This is a genomic window from Alkalinema sp. FACHB-956 (assembly GCF_014697025.1).
In the GTDB taxonomy this organism is placed as follows: domain Bacteria; phylum Cyanobacteriota; class Cyanobacteriia; order Leptolyngbyales; family Leptolyngbyaceae; genus Alkalinema.
The window spans coordinates 28,569-44,097 of sequence record NZ_JACJRC010000014.1 but is presented as its reverse complement, the minus strand read 5'-3'; the positions used below and the strand labels follow the sequence as shown (position 1 = coordinate 44,097).

The following is a 15,529-nucleotide window of genomic DNA, read 5'->3' as shown; positions in this document are numbered from 1 at the left end:
GCGAGACTATACCCCAAACAACGATAGCCGAAAGTCTCGGTTCCCTTCTTCAACCACATAGGCGATGGAAAAGTTCCGGGAAATCCCCCTAGCCGTTGCCGATCGGTATAGTTACGTTTTATAGCTTTTGGATTGATTCTAGTATACGAAACTACACATATTTATGAAGAATGCCGAAGAGTTGCATAGGGAAATCTGTAGGGGCGTTGAAGGGGGCTGCAACCTAGCCACAACTGCCGATATCGCATCCGCTGCAATCTGCACCACCGCAATCGAGACCGCTGCAATCGATCGCGCTACAATCCGCACTGCCACAATCCAGACTGGAGATATCCCCGGCACAGCTTCCACAATCGGCAATTCCGCTCAATCCCTCACAGGCGCAATCGCCCACACGGCAGGGTTCATTACAATTTCTTCGCGATCGTCCGCAGGCACGAGGGTCTTCGTCTCCCCCTTCAACAGCGGAATGGTGGCCTCCGATTTGGCAACCGTTCCCGCGCGATCGTAATATTTCGTAAGCTTGGCGGCAATCTTGCAACCGTTCCCGCGCGATCGGCCAAGCATCGGACAGCCCCCGTTCCAAAATTGTGCGCTTAATGTACTGGGAGCAAGATTCACCCCGATGTAAAACGCGATGGGCACAGGAAAATCCCTTATACGGAGAAAGATAGCGCTGATAGCCCGTGATCAAGCCTGCCGCTGCATTCCTGGGCAGAGTAGTGATTCTTGTAGCGATCGTGGTAGCGATCGGCGTTCCATCGAACATGGTGGTTTCCTTGTGTTCCTTGCATCAGTTTTCCCAGTTCAGGCAAGACCCTTGTCAAACTACTTGAGATGTCAAACTACCTGAGACACAGCCTTGATTTCTGATTTTTCCAAGGTTCTGGTAATCCACCGGACACCTAAGCCACCCAAGATTTTCTCTTAAAATTAAGAACAAGAGGCAACCATCGCTTCCTAGTTTCAGCTTGTCGCTATCCTCTACGGCAACCTCTCATCGGTAACCTTATGGTGAATTCAGCCCTGCAATCTACGACTAGTTTTCTGGCATCCGATCGTTGGATTCAAGCTGGCTGGAATGATTACTTACAGGCGATCGAGCAGTCTGCCCCCAAGGCCAAGGGCTACTATCACAATGGGCGTATGAGGATAGAGATGTCTCCAGTTGGTAACCCCCATTCACGGGATCACGCAATTATTATTCATGCGGTCACGCTTTATGCCGGAATCAAAGGCATTGATCTGGATGGCCATGACAACTGTACCTATCGCAAAACGGGGTACGCCGAAGCTCAACCGGATGCGTCTTTCTATATCGGTGAACCAGCCAATGTGATTCCCTGGGATACGACCATCATTGACTTAGATTGCTATCCAGCCCCGACCCTCGCGATCGAAGTGGCTTACAGCTCCCTAGCGGATGATAAGGGAGAAAAACGGTTGCTCTACGAAGCGATCGGGGTGTCTGAGTACTGGATTATTGATGTGGAAAACGTGCAAGTTCTAGCTTTTGCGGTAGAAAACCAAGGCAGTCGCCGCATTCGCCAATCCCAAGTGCTGGCAGGACTCGACATAGCAGTGTTGGAAGACGCATTTCGCCAATCCCGTCAAACCAACCATGGCCAAGTCAGCGCTTGGTTACTGCGCCAGTGGCAACAGCCCTAACTCCGCGATCGTCTCCCTAGCGTCTACCCATGGATCTGTTTGATCACCATCGGCAAGCCGTTGTAGCAGCAGAAGCGCCCCTCGCAGCTCGGATGCGCCCCCGCAACCTAGATGAATTCGTCGGACAATCGGCCATCTTGGGGGAAGGTCGTCTACTGCGCCGCGCCATCCAAGCCGATCAACTCTCCTCTGTAATCTTCTACGGGCCACCGGGAACGGGCAAAACCACCCTCGCCCAAATCATTGCCAACACCACCCAAGCCCACTTCATCGCCATCAATGCTGTACTGGCCGGAGTCCAGGCCATCCGCGACGCGATCGCCACCGCCCAGGAACGCCGAGGACTGTACCAACAGCGCACGATTTTATTTGTCGATGAGGTGCACCGCTTCAACAAGTCCCAACAGGATGCCTTGCTGCCCTGGGTGGAAAATGGCACCGTGATTTTGATCGGAGCAACCACGGAAAACCCCTACTTTGAAGTCAACAAGGCCCTCGTCAGCCGATCGCGCATCTTCCAACTCAAAACCCTGGAACCCGATGACCTGCGACAAATTGTGCACCTCGCGCTAATGGATCCCGATCGGGGCTATGGCCAGCGATCGATTCACCTGGAGGAAGCGGCGCTGGAACACTGGGTTAATGTGGCCAATGGCGATGCGCGGGCGTTGCTGAATGCCTTGGAACTCGCGGTTTCCACCACGCCGAAAAATGATCAGGGCGTGATTCAGATTTCCCTCACCGTCGCGGAGGAGTCAATTCAACGGCGGGCCGTGCTCTACGACAAAGAAGGCGATGCCCACTTCGATACCATCAGCGCCTTTATCAAAAGTCTGCGGGGTTCCGATCCGGATGCGGCCATGTACTGGCTGGCTCGAATGGTCTACGCCGGAGAAGATCCCCGCTTTATTTTTCGGCGGATGCTGATTCTGGCGGGGGAAGATGTGGGACTGGCCGATCCCAATGCGGTGGTGGTGGTCAATGCCTGTGCTGCTGCCTTCGATCGCATTGGCCTGCCGGAGGGGCGTTATCCCTTGGCCCAAGCGGCGTTGTACTTAGCCACCTGCCCTAAATCCAATAGCGTTATGGGCTTTTTTGATGCCCTGGCGACGATCGAGCGGGAACGGGAAGCGGACGTGCCCAATCCACTGCGGGATCCCAGTCGAGACAAAGAAGGCTTTGGCCATGGGGCGGGCTATCTCTATCCCCACGCCTACCGCGATCACTGGGTGGCCCAGCAATACTTACCCACGGGACTCCAGGGCAAAGTATTTTATCAACCGTCCAACCAGGGCCACGAAGCCCACATCGCAGAAACGGTGGCACGGCAGCGGGAAGCCCAACTGGCGGCCATGGTGGAAGCCGGAGCGATCGGGGAGGTGGCTGGAGCCATAGCAAGGTCGATCGAAGTTCTGTCTACCAGTCCTGCCGATCCAGCCCTCGATCGCTGGCTGCAACGCACCCTCAGCCAAACGGGGGAAACCTTGGGACAAATTCGCGATCGGGTCTTTGCGATCGCCCAAGCCCAACGGCACCACGTCATTTTGGATTTAAATGCAGGAACAGGCTTACTGACCTGGGAAGCCGTGCGACAGGTACCCGAAGGGGGCGTGTATGCGCTGCCCCAGGACGCGGAAACAGCCCAAGCACTGCTGGAACAGGCTCAAGCCTTACCAGAGGTGCATCGCCCGATCGTCCTATCCCCCCAGGTTTCCCTGAGCCTGAGTCTGAACGCCCTCCCACCAACGCTAAAATTCGATCGCATCATCGGGCGCAATTACTTGATGAATCTGGCTAATAAAGCCGAAGCTTTAGGGGAAATCACCACCAGACTCGCGCCAACGGGGCGGTTGGTGTTAGCGGAATCGGTACCCCGCCATGCCCAGCGGCTCTATCACCTAGTCGATCGGGCGTGGCTCTCCACCAAGCTCTATAACCAATGGCGCAAGGCTGAGGAGCAGATTTATCAACAGACCGAGAATCCCAAGGTGAATTGGGATGAAAAGGATGTGCAACAACTTCTAGAAGCGATGGGTTTCCAAGTTCAGCTAGAGGTCACTGTGTCTGAAACCCAGACCTACCTGAGCCCTGCCCTGTTCGATCGCTGGTTTAGTCCCCTATCCCAATATCGGCAATATTTACAAACTGAATTATCCGCAACGGCGATCGAGCAAATTCGCCAACTGTTTAAAGAACGCCTGCTGCATCAAACGGTGCCTTGGCGAAGTCGCCTGATTTACCTTGCAGCACAAGGGAGTCCGGGCGATCGTTCCAGGTCAACTTCAGGAAATTCTCAATGAAATCACTCATTCCTCCCCAGCATCTTTATCCCCAGCATCTCGATTGACTGACTTCGTAGGGTGCTGGAGACGTTGTTTTCTAAATTGCTGAATGAGATAGATCAGAACCGCTAAATTCACTCCCAGTACTAGAGACTTGGTGAGAGAAAATCCATGGGCTAGTTCATACAATTCAAAGGGAACACTGGTGCCGACTAGAATAATCACCAATAATTCCGCCCAGAGTTTGCGGTACCACAGCCCCACGGCTTCCACGATCGTCACACCGGAATAGGCCAACGCACCAAAGCCACTGAGTCGTAGTGTTTTTGGACTCAAATGAAGAAGATGATCCACCAGTGCACTGAGGATCCGGTGTTTACTTTCCAGCAGGTAGGCTTCCGAAAATTCGGCCAACTGGTCATGATTTTTCAGCGCGAAGAGGAGCGCGATCGCTGTCACGAACATCAGACCTGCGACAAACCCTTTGTAAAGCACGATCGCGATTAGTCCAAGGGGCCTTTGATGGGACAAGGGGGTACCTCTCCTAGCGGCTTACGGCACGGTTGACGGCACAAGTAGCGGAAAGAAATGCCCAACAGGGCCTTGGCCTTGACCAATATTCAGCGCATACCCCAGCGCTTGGGTCACATAGTTTTTGGCTTTAAGTGTCGCCGTCAATAAATCGTCTCCCAAGGCTAAGTTGGCCACGATCGCCGCTGAGAGCGTGCAGCCGGTTCCGTGGGTATGGGGCGTATCTACGCACTCCGTTTGCAACACTTCCAGCCGCGTGCCATCAAACCAGACATCTACCCCTCGGAGCGCCCCAGTCATGCCACCGCCTTTGATCAAAACTGCCTTTGGCCCCAGTTGATGCATCTGCTGGGCTGCGGCTTTCATACCTGCCAGGTCATGGATCGCAATGCCCGTGAGAATCTGGGCTTCATAGCGATTGGGGGTGGCGATTGTGGCCAGCGGTAGAAGGCGATCGCGTAGCGTTTCGATCGCATCATCCCCAATTAGTTGCACCCCAGCCCGAGACACCATGACCGGATCGACGACTAAATTCTTAAAAGCGAGTTCCTGGGCAAGTTCCGCCACTGCCAACATAATCCCTTGGTTCAGCAGCATCCCAGTTTTGACCGCCTGCACAGTCATATCTTGAATAATGGCTTCCACCTGTGCAAGTACCGCTTCGGGGGGCAATGCTTCAACCCGCGTGACACCCAGCGTATTCTGTGCAGTGACACAGGTTAGGGCACTGGTTCCGTGCACCCGATGAAAGGCAAAGGTCTTTAAGTCGGCTTGGATCCCCGCTCCACCGCCACTATCAGAGCCTGCGATCGTCAGTACGATCGGGGGGATGGGGGAAGCTGGTGGGGCCATATAAAATTCAGACTCAAGCAATAGAGGACAGGAAAAGCACAGACAAACAAATTGTCTGATCGGAATGATTTAATTCTATCGCTTGGGTCACGTCTTCAGGTTAGCTGGCCAGAGGAACATTGGGTTCTGTGCTAGCTTGATAAACTTCTTCACCTACGAAATACAGTGAAATGACCCGTGCTCCGACGATAATGCGCGCTTCTTCCGCCAAAGCCTCGACATCTTCCAGCAAGCAATCGACAATCCAAGGCTCGGGGCAGTGAATCACCAGGCATTCCCGGCGGCGCGAGAATTGTAAACGGCAGGTGGCCAACGCATGGAAAAACTGCTTACGAAAGCGCTTTAGCCGCTGTTGGATGAGGATTTGGCGATCTTCAGAATTAAGTTGAATAGACATAATGGGCGCTTGAAGTATACGACCTTGTAGATGCTGACCAAATTGAACCCGATTCAGCGATTAAGGAATACTGTAGGAATTCGGTATCTTCAGGGAAGACACCTTTGCCGAGTCCGTAAAATCACTGATTTTGCACCCTGTGTAGTCGGTATCTCTGGTGTTGTCAGTCTCTACAGTCTTTCTGGTATTTTTTCCTGAAGTCTGAATGCGATCTTTGACGCAAAGTTCAGGTACAGGTTCCTAGGGGGCGATTCCCTGGAGAAGTGGCCTCCTGGATGGAGGCAACCCACAGAGAGGAGTCTAATGGAAAGGGTAAATTCACTTGATTGAAGATTGACCAGATTTCAAATTGACACAACTTCGGGTGGCTGTTTTTGTCCTGTTGTGATTTCTTAAGCGTGAGAGATATAGATGGCAAACGGAGATGGCAAACGGACGATGCAGGGTTGGTGGAGGGGCATCCCTGTTGCAGCTGCATGAGTTTGTCGTTAGCTTGTCATTAGCTTGGCAAAAGTTTGTCATTGGCTTGTCATTGGCTTGTCATTGGCTTGTCATTGCTTGACTTTTATGCAGTTATTTAGCATTGATATTGATTTGGCAATTATTTAGATGATGTATTTGAGGGTACGGCATGACTCGATCGCGACTGCAAAGAAAAGGTAGGCTTCCTTGGCTGGAGGGGATCCGTATTTTTGCTGCAGTATTTCTCTTGCTCTACCATGCACAGTTGCTCTTAACCCGGTATGCATACACGCCTCAGCCGACGGGATTACTAGACAACTGGCAACGAATGACGGCAGCGGTGGCCCCTTTGGGGACAGGCCCATTTACCTGGCTCTGGAGTCTACCCATTTGGTTTGGCTATCAGTTTGTCGATGTATTTGTCCTGATCAGTGGGTTTAGCCTAGTGCTTTCGCTCAAGGGCCAGCCGATCGAACCTGGCTCCTTTATTCGACAGCGATTTTTGAGAATTCTCTGGCCCTTTTGGACGGTGGCTTGGCTGGGTTATCCCATTCTCTGGGCGATCGGCAGCTTGACCCACAGCTACATTCCCAATCCTTGGCACATTTTTGCGGGGCTCACGTTTCCCTTGCTGTTTGACTATGGTGGACTTTTGCTGCTGTCCACCAATGGCCCTTGGTGGTTTGTGCCGCTGATTTTGAGTTTTGCGCTAGTCTTTCCCCTGCTCTGGCATCTCATACACCGATGGGGTATGAAAAATGTCTTGATTGCCAGTATTGCAGTGACGTTGGGATATCGAGTTCTCGCAACCTACGTCCTAGAAGGACATCCAACCTATGCCATGGTTAGTGCAGATGCAGGCTGGCAACCGTTTTTGACTTTTGTGGCCAAGCTCAGTACGTTTGTCGTCGGTATGATCGTCGGCATTCAATATCAACGGGGGAAAGGTGCCGTTTACTGGAGTAATGGCAAAGCCTTGTTGATGGGTATTCCAGTGTATGTTCTTGGTTTTGTAGGGCAGTTTTATCGATCGGGGTGGATTACCGATGAATTTTTCATTGCGATTGGTCTGTCTCTAATCTCTATGGTTATTTTTCGTGGTTTGTTGCAGATTTTTAATTGCGATCGCTTTCTCTCAAGTCTTGGTAAACATAGTTACAGCTATTACTTAATCCATAATTTCATTGTCGATAGAATTATGCATCTTTACGTTGGGGATAATGTTGGTCGATACTATCAGGCTCTACCAGGAATGATTCTTGGAACCTTGGCGTTAGCGATGTTGGTAGACTGGGTAACGCCACAATTCCAGAAGGGTGTCGTTATTCTGTGGCGTTGGCTCGATCGTGGGCTGCGGAACACTCCAGAAGCTTGGACTCCCCAAGTGGGCGATCCTGTTATCTATCAAGAACAGGGAGGCTGGTCAATTTTACAGTTGGAACAGATGCGGCGAGATGCATCACTTGATCTGTGCTGTATTACCCGTGATGGTGAATCTTTGTGGGTGAATGTGCAGGATCTCAAGCCCGTAACGATGGCAGGGAATCCGCTTTTCATCTGAGGTTACAGGTCATGGGAGACTTTGCAGCTTGTAGAATAATTGTGTTTGCGCAATCATTCTAGGCTACTAAATTCTAGGTTACTAATATGCTGATTCAGCTAACGATTCCCGACATGATGTGTAGTGCCTGTGCTAACACCATTAGCCAAGCGATTACCGAGATCGACCCGCAGGCCAAAGTTGAGGCTGATCCAGTGACTAAACTGGTGAAAATTGAGAGTCAAACGTCTGAGGTAGATCTTCGATCGGCGATCGTGGCCGCAGGCTACACTCTTGCTTAATCGTCCATTGATCTCTGCGATCGACCGCATCACCCCCCAACAAGTCATACACCAGCCCCTAGACACGAAACAATTCATACACAAGACACTTAATACACAAGACACTCTATACGACAACGACCCATCTAATGGCTAGATGGGTCGTCCTGTTAGTCAAGTTGTCAATAGATGAATGAGTGAAACACCGAGGAGTAAGGTAATTCCTGCAACTTGCCTTAAGGGAAATCCCTAGGAATTACAGCATTGACTTCTGGGTCTAGGACAATCATCTAGTATTTCGGTGTTCCCATGGAACTGGGATACCCGGAGGTATCGCCAGACGCACCGGACAACCCTGCAACTTCCTTGACGAAACCAGCATAGGCTTCCATACCATGTTCGCTAATGTCCAAACCTTCCATTTCTTCTTCAGGTTTCACCCGGATACCCAAGGTTGCTTTCAGCGCAACCCAGAAGATGCTGGAGAGAAGAACCGTCATACCACCCACGCAGATAGTGCCAAGGAACTGAAGCCAAAGTTGTTCAACTCCGCCATTAAAGAATAAGCCAGCCTTGGGAGCAACATCCCCTGCACCAAAGATGCCACCTTCACTGAACAAACCTACAGCTAAGGTTCCCCAGACACCATTAACCAAGTGCACTGAAACAGCACCCACAGGGTCATCAATTTTAATCTTGTCAAAGAAACCGACCGCAAAGACTACCAGGATACCACCGATCGTGCCGATGATGGCCGCAGAAGGGATACTCACGAAAGCACAGGAAGCCGTAACAGCAACCAAGCCAGCCAGAATACCGTTGATGATCATGGACAAGTCAGGCTTACCCAAATACCACCAAGCGACAATAGTCGATGCAATTCCCCCAAAAGCAGCTGCTGTGTTAGTGGTCACAGCAATGTGAGCAATCAGCGATCCATCACCAACAGACATGGTAGAACCAGGGTTAAAGCCAAACCAGCCCAACCAGAGAATTAAGCAACCTAGGGTTGCAATACTCATATTGTGACCCGGTAGTGCATTAGGCTTACCATCCGCTCGGAATTTTCCTAGACGAGGCCCAAGGAAGGCCGCACCCATCAGAGCAGCCCAACCACCAACAGCGTGAACTACAGTGGAACCTGCAAAGTCATAGAACCCTTGAGTGGCTAACCATCCGCCCCCCCAAATCCAGTGACCTGTGATCGGATAGGCGATTCCAACCAAGAGCAAGCTAAAGATGAGGAAGTCAACAAACTTGATGCGTTCTGCCACTGCCCCAGAGACGATGGTTGCTGCCGTTCCTGCAAAAGCCAACTGGAAGAAGAACTTCGCAGACAGTGGAATCGTTGCCCAATCGAGGGAGCTAAAGGTGCCACCGGAAAGGAAGAAAACAGGGCTACCAATGAATGGGTTGCCGTCACTGAACATCAACCCAAAGCCTATGACCCAGAAGGCGATCGTGGACAACGCAAAAACAATCAAGTTCTTAGAAAGAACGTTTACGGCGTTCTTTTGGCGACAGAATCCGGTCTCTAACATCCCGAATCCTGCATTCATAAAGATCACGAGCATGCTCGCGATCAAGACCCAAGCCGTGTCCAAACCGATCTTCATGGTTTGAGCGTCCTTGGCAAGACTCTCTACGGTAGGGGGCTCACTGGCAACAGAAGCCACATTCCACAGACCAACGATCAGTAATGCCAACGGAATACAAGCTTGCCAGCTCGGCGACAATCGCTTAAACCAATGGATAGCCAATACCTTTTGCATCCAACGGGGAAGCGATGATGGCCGAGTCAAGGGCCTTTCCTTTTGTTTCTTAGCTATCATGACCAGACATTCCTCGGTAAATCAATGAACTTAATCGCCACAACTAGCCTGGGGTGGAAATTGTTGCCTAGCGTGGAACAGACTGTACCAGAGGACATCAGTAGAATGAAACATGATTAGTTAACCTGCTCATGCTCAGTCAACAGGATTATTAAATTGGTCTCCCCATGCCAGCAGGATAGGTTCGAGTCAGGCATAAAGATCGCTAATTCAGCTCAATTGAGCCATAGCACAGTCGATTAAGTTATCAAACGATAATGAAGATGACACCAAATTTCGAGGGATGAATTCTGTAAAAAAAGTTACCATTTGATCGCTCTCTTCACTATTCGGAGAGAAAAAAGATTATTTTTTGTCTAGAAATTTTCATTTTTAGATAACTGAAATGGGCTTCCAACAAGGATCTCGCTATTTTTCTATAGTGATGATGCAGGTATTGCAATGAATCTCTTGTATGTTTTGCATAGATAAAAAACTATACGATCGTTTCCCACAGTTGCTGAGCATATCGGATTAGCCCTGACAAATACTGATGGTAGTGATAGATAAAATGTGATGGTAGCAATAACGGTAACGAATCAGCCAATCTGTTGCTTTTCGGCCTCGCAGTCCGTTGTCTGAGGCGTGGTTGCGTACGAGCACTTTCCTAATTGAAGCCACTGCCGACAATTCACTACCGCATCAATCCTGGGATGGCGCATATGGGATGACACATAACAGAATTACTCAGAATGGGCTTCCCGGAGATTGGTATGATTGGGGGCTAGAAAGCGATCGCAGAGGATATAGGCATGGATCTTCCTGTGCAAGCGAATTGTGAAGCAAATTGTGAAAGATGGGATCCGTTAATCTGGAACGCACGGATTCCTGGCTTACAGGGCTATCAATCACTGGGTTTGCACAATGGGACGATCGTATCAATCACGCCGCAATTAGATCAAGAGAGACTTGGTGTAGAAAACCTGATCGATTTTGACGGAGACTGGATTTCCCTTGGAGGGGTTGATCTGCAAATTAATGGGGCTTTGGGGCTCGCATTTCCTGATTTGACGCTGGACAATCTGGATACTCTAGCGCAAGTCGGGCAATTCCTTTGGCAGCAGGGAGTCGATGCCTACTGTCCAACGATCGTGACGACTTCAATCGATAAAATTCACCAAGCCCTCGCCGCGATCGATGCCTGGATGACTCGCCCCCACTGCTCCCCGTGCCAAGCCCAAATCATCGGCGTGCACCTGGAAGGCCCCTTTCTCAATCCGGCCAAGCGAGGAGCCCATCCAGCGGAGTTTATTTTGCCCCTCACCGTGGACAACGTGAAATTAGTCCTGGGTGATTACGCCCACGTTGTCAAAATCATCACCCTTGCACCGGAAATGGATGCTAGTAACTGTGCGATCGATTATTTGCGATCGTTAAACATGACCGTTAGTCTGGGCCATTCCCAAGCGACGGCAAAGCAGGCTCAAGCGGCCTTTGACTACGGTGCTACTATGGTGACCCACGCCTTTAATGCCATGCCCAGTTTGCACCATCGGGAACCGGGATTATTGGGGGCAGCACTTGTGGACGATCGGGTGCAGTGTGGTTTCATTGCCGATGGCCAGCATGTGGTACCGGCAATGTTGGACTTACTGATACGGGCGAGGGGGGGCAATGGTCTTCAAGCGAGGGGAGATCATCAAGGACTATTTTTAGTGAGTGATGCGCTGTCGCCCTTGGGTTTACCCGATGGCTTGTATCCCTGGGATAGTCGGCAAATTGAGGTCACCGCAGGCACCGCACGGCTACCCGATGGGACGTTATCGGGAACAACCCTGCCATTATTAGACGGGACGTGCAATTTGGTGCAGTGGGGCATTTGTCCACCAGAAACCGCGATCGCCCTCGCCACCACCGCCCCCCGCCACGCGATAGGCTTATCTACCGATTACATCGGCCAGTCCCAACACCACCTTTTGCGGTGGCATCAGACTGACCAAGGGCTGCTGCAATGGCAACGCTTAACGGGCAATGCTTAATGGGTAATGTTTAATGGGTAATGTTTAATGGGCAATGCTTAACGGAATGGTGACGATCGAAATGCTGCTACCTTCTATGTCACGGTTTGCCAGTCGTCCGCACCCAGGTTCTGATGGATTTCACCCAACTGGTTTCTCCCATGGTCAAAACTTGGGTCAAGAAATGGTCAAGTATGGTGGGAGTCACGATCGGCAGGCAAATCGATCGGTCAACGGGTTGATATTCGCCTGCTTGCCACACCAGAATTTGCGATCGGGTACCGTCATACCGCCAAATTTCGGGGATGCCTAAGGCCCCATAGATGGGTAGGCGAGGGAGGGAAAGGCTGATCATGTCAACTTCGATTGCTAGGTCAGGGGGTGGGTCGATGGTCTTCGACCGACCGTAGGTCATCGCGAGGTCGATGGTCATACGTCCGCGAATGGCAGGTTCATTTTGGATGTAGTAACATTCATCAGCTTCAACACCTTTAGCAAGGTCAGCGCGGCTCCAAGTACAGGAACCTAAGCTACAAATTTCAATTTCTTGTTCTTCCGTTAGGACTTCCACTAAACGGGCGAAAAATTTCTTGTATCGTTCGTGGGGTGGTAACGGCATCCAAATCTCCAGGTTTCCGTTGTTGTAGGTGAGCCGTTTGCTGGGCTGGGTTTCGAGTTCTTGAATTAAACCCTGAAAGGTTTCCCAGGTGATGCCTTGGAGCAAGATGCGTTCTTGCTCGCGGGTGGTTGGAGATTCGCTGGGGATGACCGTGACCATGATGGAGGAGGTGTGGACGGTGTGGGGGTGTTCTGGTGATTATAGCTTTGGGTTTGGCTGAAGTGGCGTTGCAATCACGAGTTGCAATCATGATCGGCCACCAAGACTGTGGCAACCAAGACTTTAGTGCGAACTGAATGAGACTTCAAAGACTTCAGCAAATTTCTGTACGACGATCGGTAACACTTGCTCAACCGTTAGGCCGGGAAGCCAATCGGTCATCCGTCCCACGGGTTTATCGGCAATCCCGCAAGGCACAATTTGGCTAAATCCAGATAAATCTGGGCAGACATTCAAGGCGAACCCATGCATGGTAATCCAGCGGCTGACTTTGATGCCGATCGCTGCGACCTTAGCCCCTTCGACCCAGACACCGGTCAATCCTGGAACGCGATCGCCCTGTAATCCGTATTCGCCCAACACTTGGATAATCACTTCTTCCAATTGCCGCAGGTACCAATGCAAGTCCTTGCGGTAGTGCTGTAGGTTCAAAATCGGGTATCCCACCAGTTGGCCGGGGCAGTGGTAGGTGACTTCGCCGCCGCGTTCGATGCGATGTAGTTCATACTCCGCTGTCTGCGGGTCAAATTTGAGAAACCCTGTATCGGATCCTTGCCCCAGGGTGTAGACGGGCGGATGTTCTAGCAGCATTAGGCTGTCTGCAGGATCCAAGCCTGCATCGATTTGGGCTTTACGATCGCGCACCTGTTGCTGTTGCCATGCCCATGCCTCGGCATAGGGCACTAATCCGGGTTGATAGAGGCGGCACGATCGACGGTTTTCTGCTAAATTTTTCTCAAGTACCACTAGATATAGTGTCTCCAACTTGAACAAAGCACTGTAAACTACGAGTCTAGCGATCGCGTTTGTTTGGGCGATCGTGAGTTCTGGAATCTCAATTGTTGCAGATTCTCTCAAACCTGCCATTGGAACCTGTTGAGGAATTGCCGTGAATCTCCCCAACCCCACTCGCCATACTGGGATGCCTTGGTCACAACCTGACTACCATCAGCCGGAAGCCCATCCCTTAGAGTCAGGGCATATTCTGCTGAGTCCTGGTTGTCACTATACCTACCGCATCATTGGGCCTTGTTGTCGGTTGTTCGATCGGGAGCAGTTGCCCTATCCCTGTTGCCGGATTGAGTGGCATGGGAAGGAACCCAGTTGGCGGCGTATTGGCAAGCGCTACGTGCCTGACATGGCGACTAAGGGTAGCCCGTCTTATAGTGTGGAGATTGTGGGTCAGGAGCACCGCACAAAACCGATGGTGATTACGCTGTACTCAGTCAAGCTTTCGCCAGAGCAACGGGAATGGTGGCACTCCCGCAAGCCGATCGTCGGTTCAGAAGATGCTTAGAATAGGCGACGGCAGGGATTGATAAACTCCTCTGCCGTCTACTTCATCAACCCATTAGTTCTTTGCGAGAGACGTGGTTAGATTTGAACAAATTGCATAGCAATTGTATTAGTTAGAGCATTCCAAGTACTCTTCGAACGACCAAAGGATGCTGCGCTTGAGCGTCCTTCCATTTTGTAGTTATCCCACAGCCTTTCGACTAGCATCACTCCATACTGATCCCATAATTCCTCTTTAGGTTTTATCCACTGACCATCTTTAATAAGAAGGCGGAAAGCTGCTAAAACAGGCATGACAAATGGAGGCGCAACTGTGAGATTGAAAGTTCGACCCGTAATCAAAGTAGAAGGCTGATTACTGCATCCACTGACTTTTGTAATCACAATCTTCTTGCCACTGCTGCTATATCCGTTAAGGTTTTCATGAGCTTCCATGACTTTCTCCTCTAACCACAGGATGTCAGGCAGCAGAGGAAGCACATGCTCGTAGTTTTTGTCATTCCACTTACTAACAAGAGAACCTTTTCCTGTGTAAGCAGTTACAGGATGACTATCCTTTCTAAAATCGAATAAGTCATTGTTGAGAAGAGCTAACCTTTGAACAAGATCAACAACCGTGTATTTTGGAGCCTCGTCTGGATTTTCCTCAAACTCATTAGGCTTGAAAATTACATTGCTGCGATAACTTGAAGGCAAATACCTTTCTATCTTTTGCCAATCACGTTCAAGATTTTTCAACGCATAATCTGGTACTGCTTTAGAGAGATTTCTGGCACGGCTAATACTTGCGACACTCTCCTCGTCAACACCAACTGCTACTGTGACTTGAACATAAGCTTGGTGAATCTCTGGGTAACGCTCTCCCCGTTTGTGTTGCCCGTAAAGAGCGTGCATCAAAGCCTTGTAAGTATGTCCTCCATTGAGAACACCATGACCAAGAAAATCTTCCGTTTCCTCGTTTGACTCTATGTACTTAATTCGAACTTCAAAATCTCCACCTTCAACTCGTCTCGCTCGAAGGGATCCAACAACTAGCATGATGCCATTGTTGTAATAGATAAACTGCTGAGGTTCTGACCTTAGAGTTCCGAGCATAGCCTTGGCAGGCTTGGCAGCCAGATCAGCATTCCTGGCATTCGGCCCATATGGAAAACCTTGTGGCAAATCTTTGACCGCTACAGTCAAAGACCAAAGCTGCCTATTATCATCGCTGTCCTGAAAAACGCGACAGGCAGACTTAGCAAAGAATTGAACTTTCTTCTCTGTCATGATTTAGCTTTCCTTTGTTTATTTGTTCAACTGAACAGTAAATATGGTTCAACGGAACCTGTGCACTAAGGTAACACAAAATTTTGAAATGGCAACCTGCAGATCCTTGAATGGCTATTTCCCCGTAAAGAAGTTGAGGGTTACCTAGAGACTTAAAATATATATTTATTGCGAATACAGGTCGCCAAGCTAGGGAGAGCATTCTCAGACCTAGGGATCAGTCATTCAGGGTGTCTGAACAATTCTCCGGCCACCACTGTTGAAAATTACCGAAAAGCAGTAGA

General features: G+C 50.4%; 14 protein-coding genes. 6 read left to right on the top strand and 8 right to left on the bottom strand.

Going from position 1 to position 15,529, the window contains the following annotated elements; all coding sequences use genetic code 11:
* Positions 1 to 223: 223 nt before the first annotated feature.
* A complete protein-coding gene (gene yidD, locus H6G21_RS15345) occupies positions 224 to 769 on the bottom strand; it encodes a membrane protein insertion efficiency factor YidD (RefSeq protein ID WP_190574304.1) in 546 nt (181 codons plus the stop codon).
* 242 nt (positions 770 to 1,011) lie between these two features.
* Between yidD and H6G21_RS15340 the strand changes: the two genes are divergently transcribed.
* Both H6G21_RS15340 and H6G21_RS15335 read left to right on the top strand, forming a co-directional pair.
* Complete coding sequence (locus H6G21_RS15340; RefSeq protein WP_190574303.1) at positions 1,012 to 1,668, top strand: Uma2 family endonuclease; 657 nt, start codon at positions 1,012 to 1,014, stop codon at positions 1,666 to 1,668.
* 29 nt (positions 1,669 to 1,697) lie between these two features.
* On the top strand, positions 1,698 to 3,968 hold the full coding sequence (locus H6G21_RS15335) for an AAA family ATPase (protein WP_190574302.1): 2,271 nt from the start codon (positions 1,698 to 1,700) through the stop codon (positions 3,966 to 3,968).
* 6 nt (positions 3,969 to 3,974) lie between these two features.
* On the opposite strand, the gene H6G21_RS15330 is transcribed toward H6G21_RS15335, so the two are convergent.
* The 3 genes from H6G21_RS15330 to H6G21_RS15320 all read right to left on the bottom strand — a co-directional run bounded on the left by H6G21_RS15330 (position 3,975) and on the right by H6G21_RS15320 (position 5,730).
* Entirely contained in the window at positions 3,975 to 4,481 is a 507-nt protein-coding gene (locus tag H6G21_RS15330) for a DUF2127 domain-containing protein (protein ID WP_190574301.1), read from the bottom strand.
* 21 nt (positions 4,482 to 4,502) lie between these two features.
* Entirely contained in the window at positions 4,503 to 5,333 is an 831-nt protein-coding gene (thiD, locus tag H6G21_RS15325; protein WP_190574300.1) for a bifunctional hydroxymethylpyrimidine kinase/phosphomethylpyrimidine kinase, read from the bottom strand.
* A gap of 100 nt (positions 5,334 to 5,433) precedes the next feature.
* Positions 5,434 to 5,730, bottom strand: a complete 297-nt coding sequence (locus H6G21_RS15320) for a hypothetical protein (RefSeq protein ID WP_190574299.1) — start codon at positions 5,728 to 5,730, stop codon at positions 5,434 to 5,436.
* A 631-nt stretch (positions 5,731 to 6,361) separates the two neighbouring features.
* Here H6G21_RS15320 and H6G21_RS15315 point away from each other — a divergent pair.
* Both H6G21_RS15315 and H6G21_RS15310 read left to right on the top strand, forming a co-directional pair.
* Complete coding sequence (locus H6G21_RS15315; protein ID WP_190574298.1) at positions 6,362 to 7,753, top strand: acyltransferase; 1,392 nt, start codon at positions 6,362 to 6,364, stop codon at positions 7,751 to 7,753.
* Positions 7,754 to 7,839: 86 nt separating this feature from the next.
* Positions 7,840 to 8,034: a heavy-metal-associated domain-containing protein gene (locus tag H6G21_RS15310; RefSeq protein ID WP_190574297.1), complete on the top strand. Its 195-nt coding sequence runs from the start codon at positions 7,840 to 7,842 to the stop codon at positions 8,032 to 8,034.
* 269 nt (positions 8,035 to 8,303) lie between these two features.
* Here H6G21_RS15310 and H6G21_RS15305 read toward each other — a convergent pair whose 3' ends face one another.
* Positions 8,304 to 9,785 (bottom strand): ammonium transporter, encoded by a 1,482-nt coding sequence (locus H6G21_RS15305; RefSeq protein ID WP_242041864.1) that lies wholly within the window; start codon positions 9,783 to 9,785, stop codon positions 8,304 to 8,306.
* Positions 9,786 to 10,636: 851 nt separating this feature from the next.
* Between H6G21_RS15305 and nagA the strand changes: the two genes are divergently transcribed.
* The gene (gene nagA / locus H6G21_RS15300) at positions 10,637 to 11,863 is read left to right on the top strand and encodes an N-acetylglucosamine-6-phosphate deacetylase (RefSeq protein WP_190574295.1); all 1,227 of its coding nucleotides are present in this window, start codon (positions 10,637 to 10,639) and stop codon (positions 11,861 to 11,863) included.
* Between the two features lie 79 nt (positions 11,864 to 11,942).
* Here the strand turns inward: nagA and H6G21_RS15295 are convergent, their stop codons facing one another.
* Positions 11,943 to 12,620: a Uma2 family endonuclease gene (locus H6G21_RS15295; protein WP_190574294.1), complete on the bottom strand. Its 678-nt coding sequence runs from the start codon at positions 12,618 to 12,620 to the stop codon at positions 11,943 to 11,945.
* A gap of 123 nt (positions 12,621 to 12,743) precedes the next feature.
* Positions 12,744 to 13,547 carry a lipoyl(octanoyl) transferase LipB gene (gene lipB, locus H6G21_RS15290; RefSeq protein WP_190574293.1) on the bottom strand — a complete coding sequence of 268 codons (804 nt, stop codon included), beginning with the start codon at positions 13,545 to 13,547 and terminating at the stop codon, positions 12,744 to 12,746.
* 22 nt (positions 13,548 to 13,569) lie between these two features.
* On the opposite strand from lipB, the gene H6G21_RS15285 reads away from it, so the two are divergent.
* Positions 13,570 to 13,977 (top strand): hypothetical protein, encoded by a 408-nt coding sequence (locus tag H6G21_RS15285; protein WP_347278029.1) that lies wholly within the window; start codon positions 13,570 to 13,572, stop codon positions 13,975 to 13,977.
* Between the two features lie 77 nt (positions 13,978 to 14,054).
* On the opposite strand, the gene H6G21_RS15280 is transcribed toward H6G21_RS15285, so the two are convergent.
* Positions 14,055 to 15,245 carry an AIPR family protein gene (locus tag H6G21_RS15280; protein WP_190574292.1) on the bottom strand — a complete coding sequence of 397 codons (1,191 nt, stop codon included), beginning with the start codon at positions 15,243 to 15,245 and terminating at the stop codon, positions 14,055 to 14,057.
* Positions 15,246 to 15,529: the final 284 nt, after the last annotated feature.

Excerpts from the sequence above, each read along its gene's own strand:
- yidD (WP_190574304.1), bottom strand. The coding sequence starts at position 769 with ATGTTCGATGGAACGCCGATCGCTACCACGATCGCTACAAGAATCACT.
- H6G21_RS15340 (WP_190574303.1), top strand. The coding sequence starts at position 1,012 with ATGGTGAATTCAGCCCTGCAATCTACGACTAGTTTTCTGGCATCCGAT.
- H6G21_RS15335 (WP_190574302.1), top strand. The coding sequence starts at position 1,698 with ATGGATCTGTTTGATCACCATCGGCAAGCCGTTGTAGCAGCAGAAGCG.
- thiD (WP_190574300.1), bottom strand. The coding sequence starts at position 5,333 with ATGGCCCCACCAGCTTCCCCCATCCCCCCGATCGTACTGACGATCGCA.
- H6G21_RS15320 (WP_190574299.1), bottom strand. The coding sequence starts at position 5,730 with ATGTCTATTCAACTTAATTCTGAAGATCGCCAAATCCTCATCCAACAG.
- H6G21_RS15315 (WP_190574298.1), top strand. The coding sequence starts at position 6,362 with ATGACTCGATCGCGACTGCAAAGAAAAGGTAGGCTTCCTTGGCTGGAG.
- H6G21_RS15310 (WP_190574297.1), top strand. The coding sequence starts at position 7,840 with ATGCTGATTCAGCTAACGATTCCCGACATGATGTGTAGTGCCTGTGCT.
- H6G21_RS15305 (WP_242041864.1), bottom strand. The coding sequence starts at position 9,785 with ATGCAAAAGGTATTGGCTATCCATTGGTTTAAGCGATTGTCGCCGAGC.
- nagA (WP_190574295.1), top strand. The coding sequence starts at position 10,637 with ATGGATCTTCCTGTGCAAGCGAATTGTGAAGCAAATTGTGAAAGATGG.
- H6G21_RS15295 (WP_190574294.1), bottom strand. The coding sequence starts at position 12,620 with ATGGTCACGGTCATCCCCAGCGAATCTCCAACCACCCGCGAGCAAGAA.
- lipB (WP_190574293.1), bottom strand. The coding sequence starts at position 13,547 with ATGGCAGGTTTGAGAGAATCTGCAACAATTGAGATTCCAGAACTCACG.
- H6G21_RS15280 (WP_190574292.1), bottom strand. The coding sequence starts at position 15,245 with ATGACAGAGAAGAAAGTTCAATTCTTTGCTAAGTCTGCCTGTCGCGTT.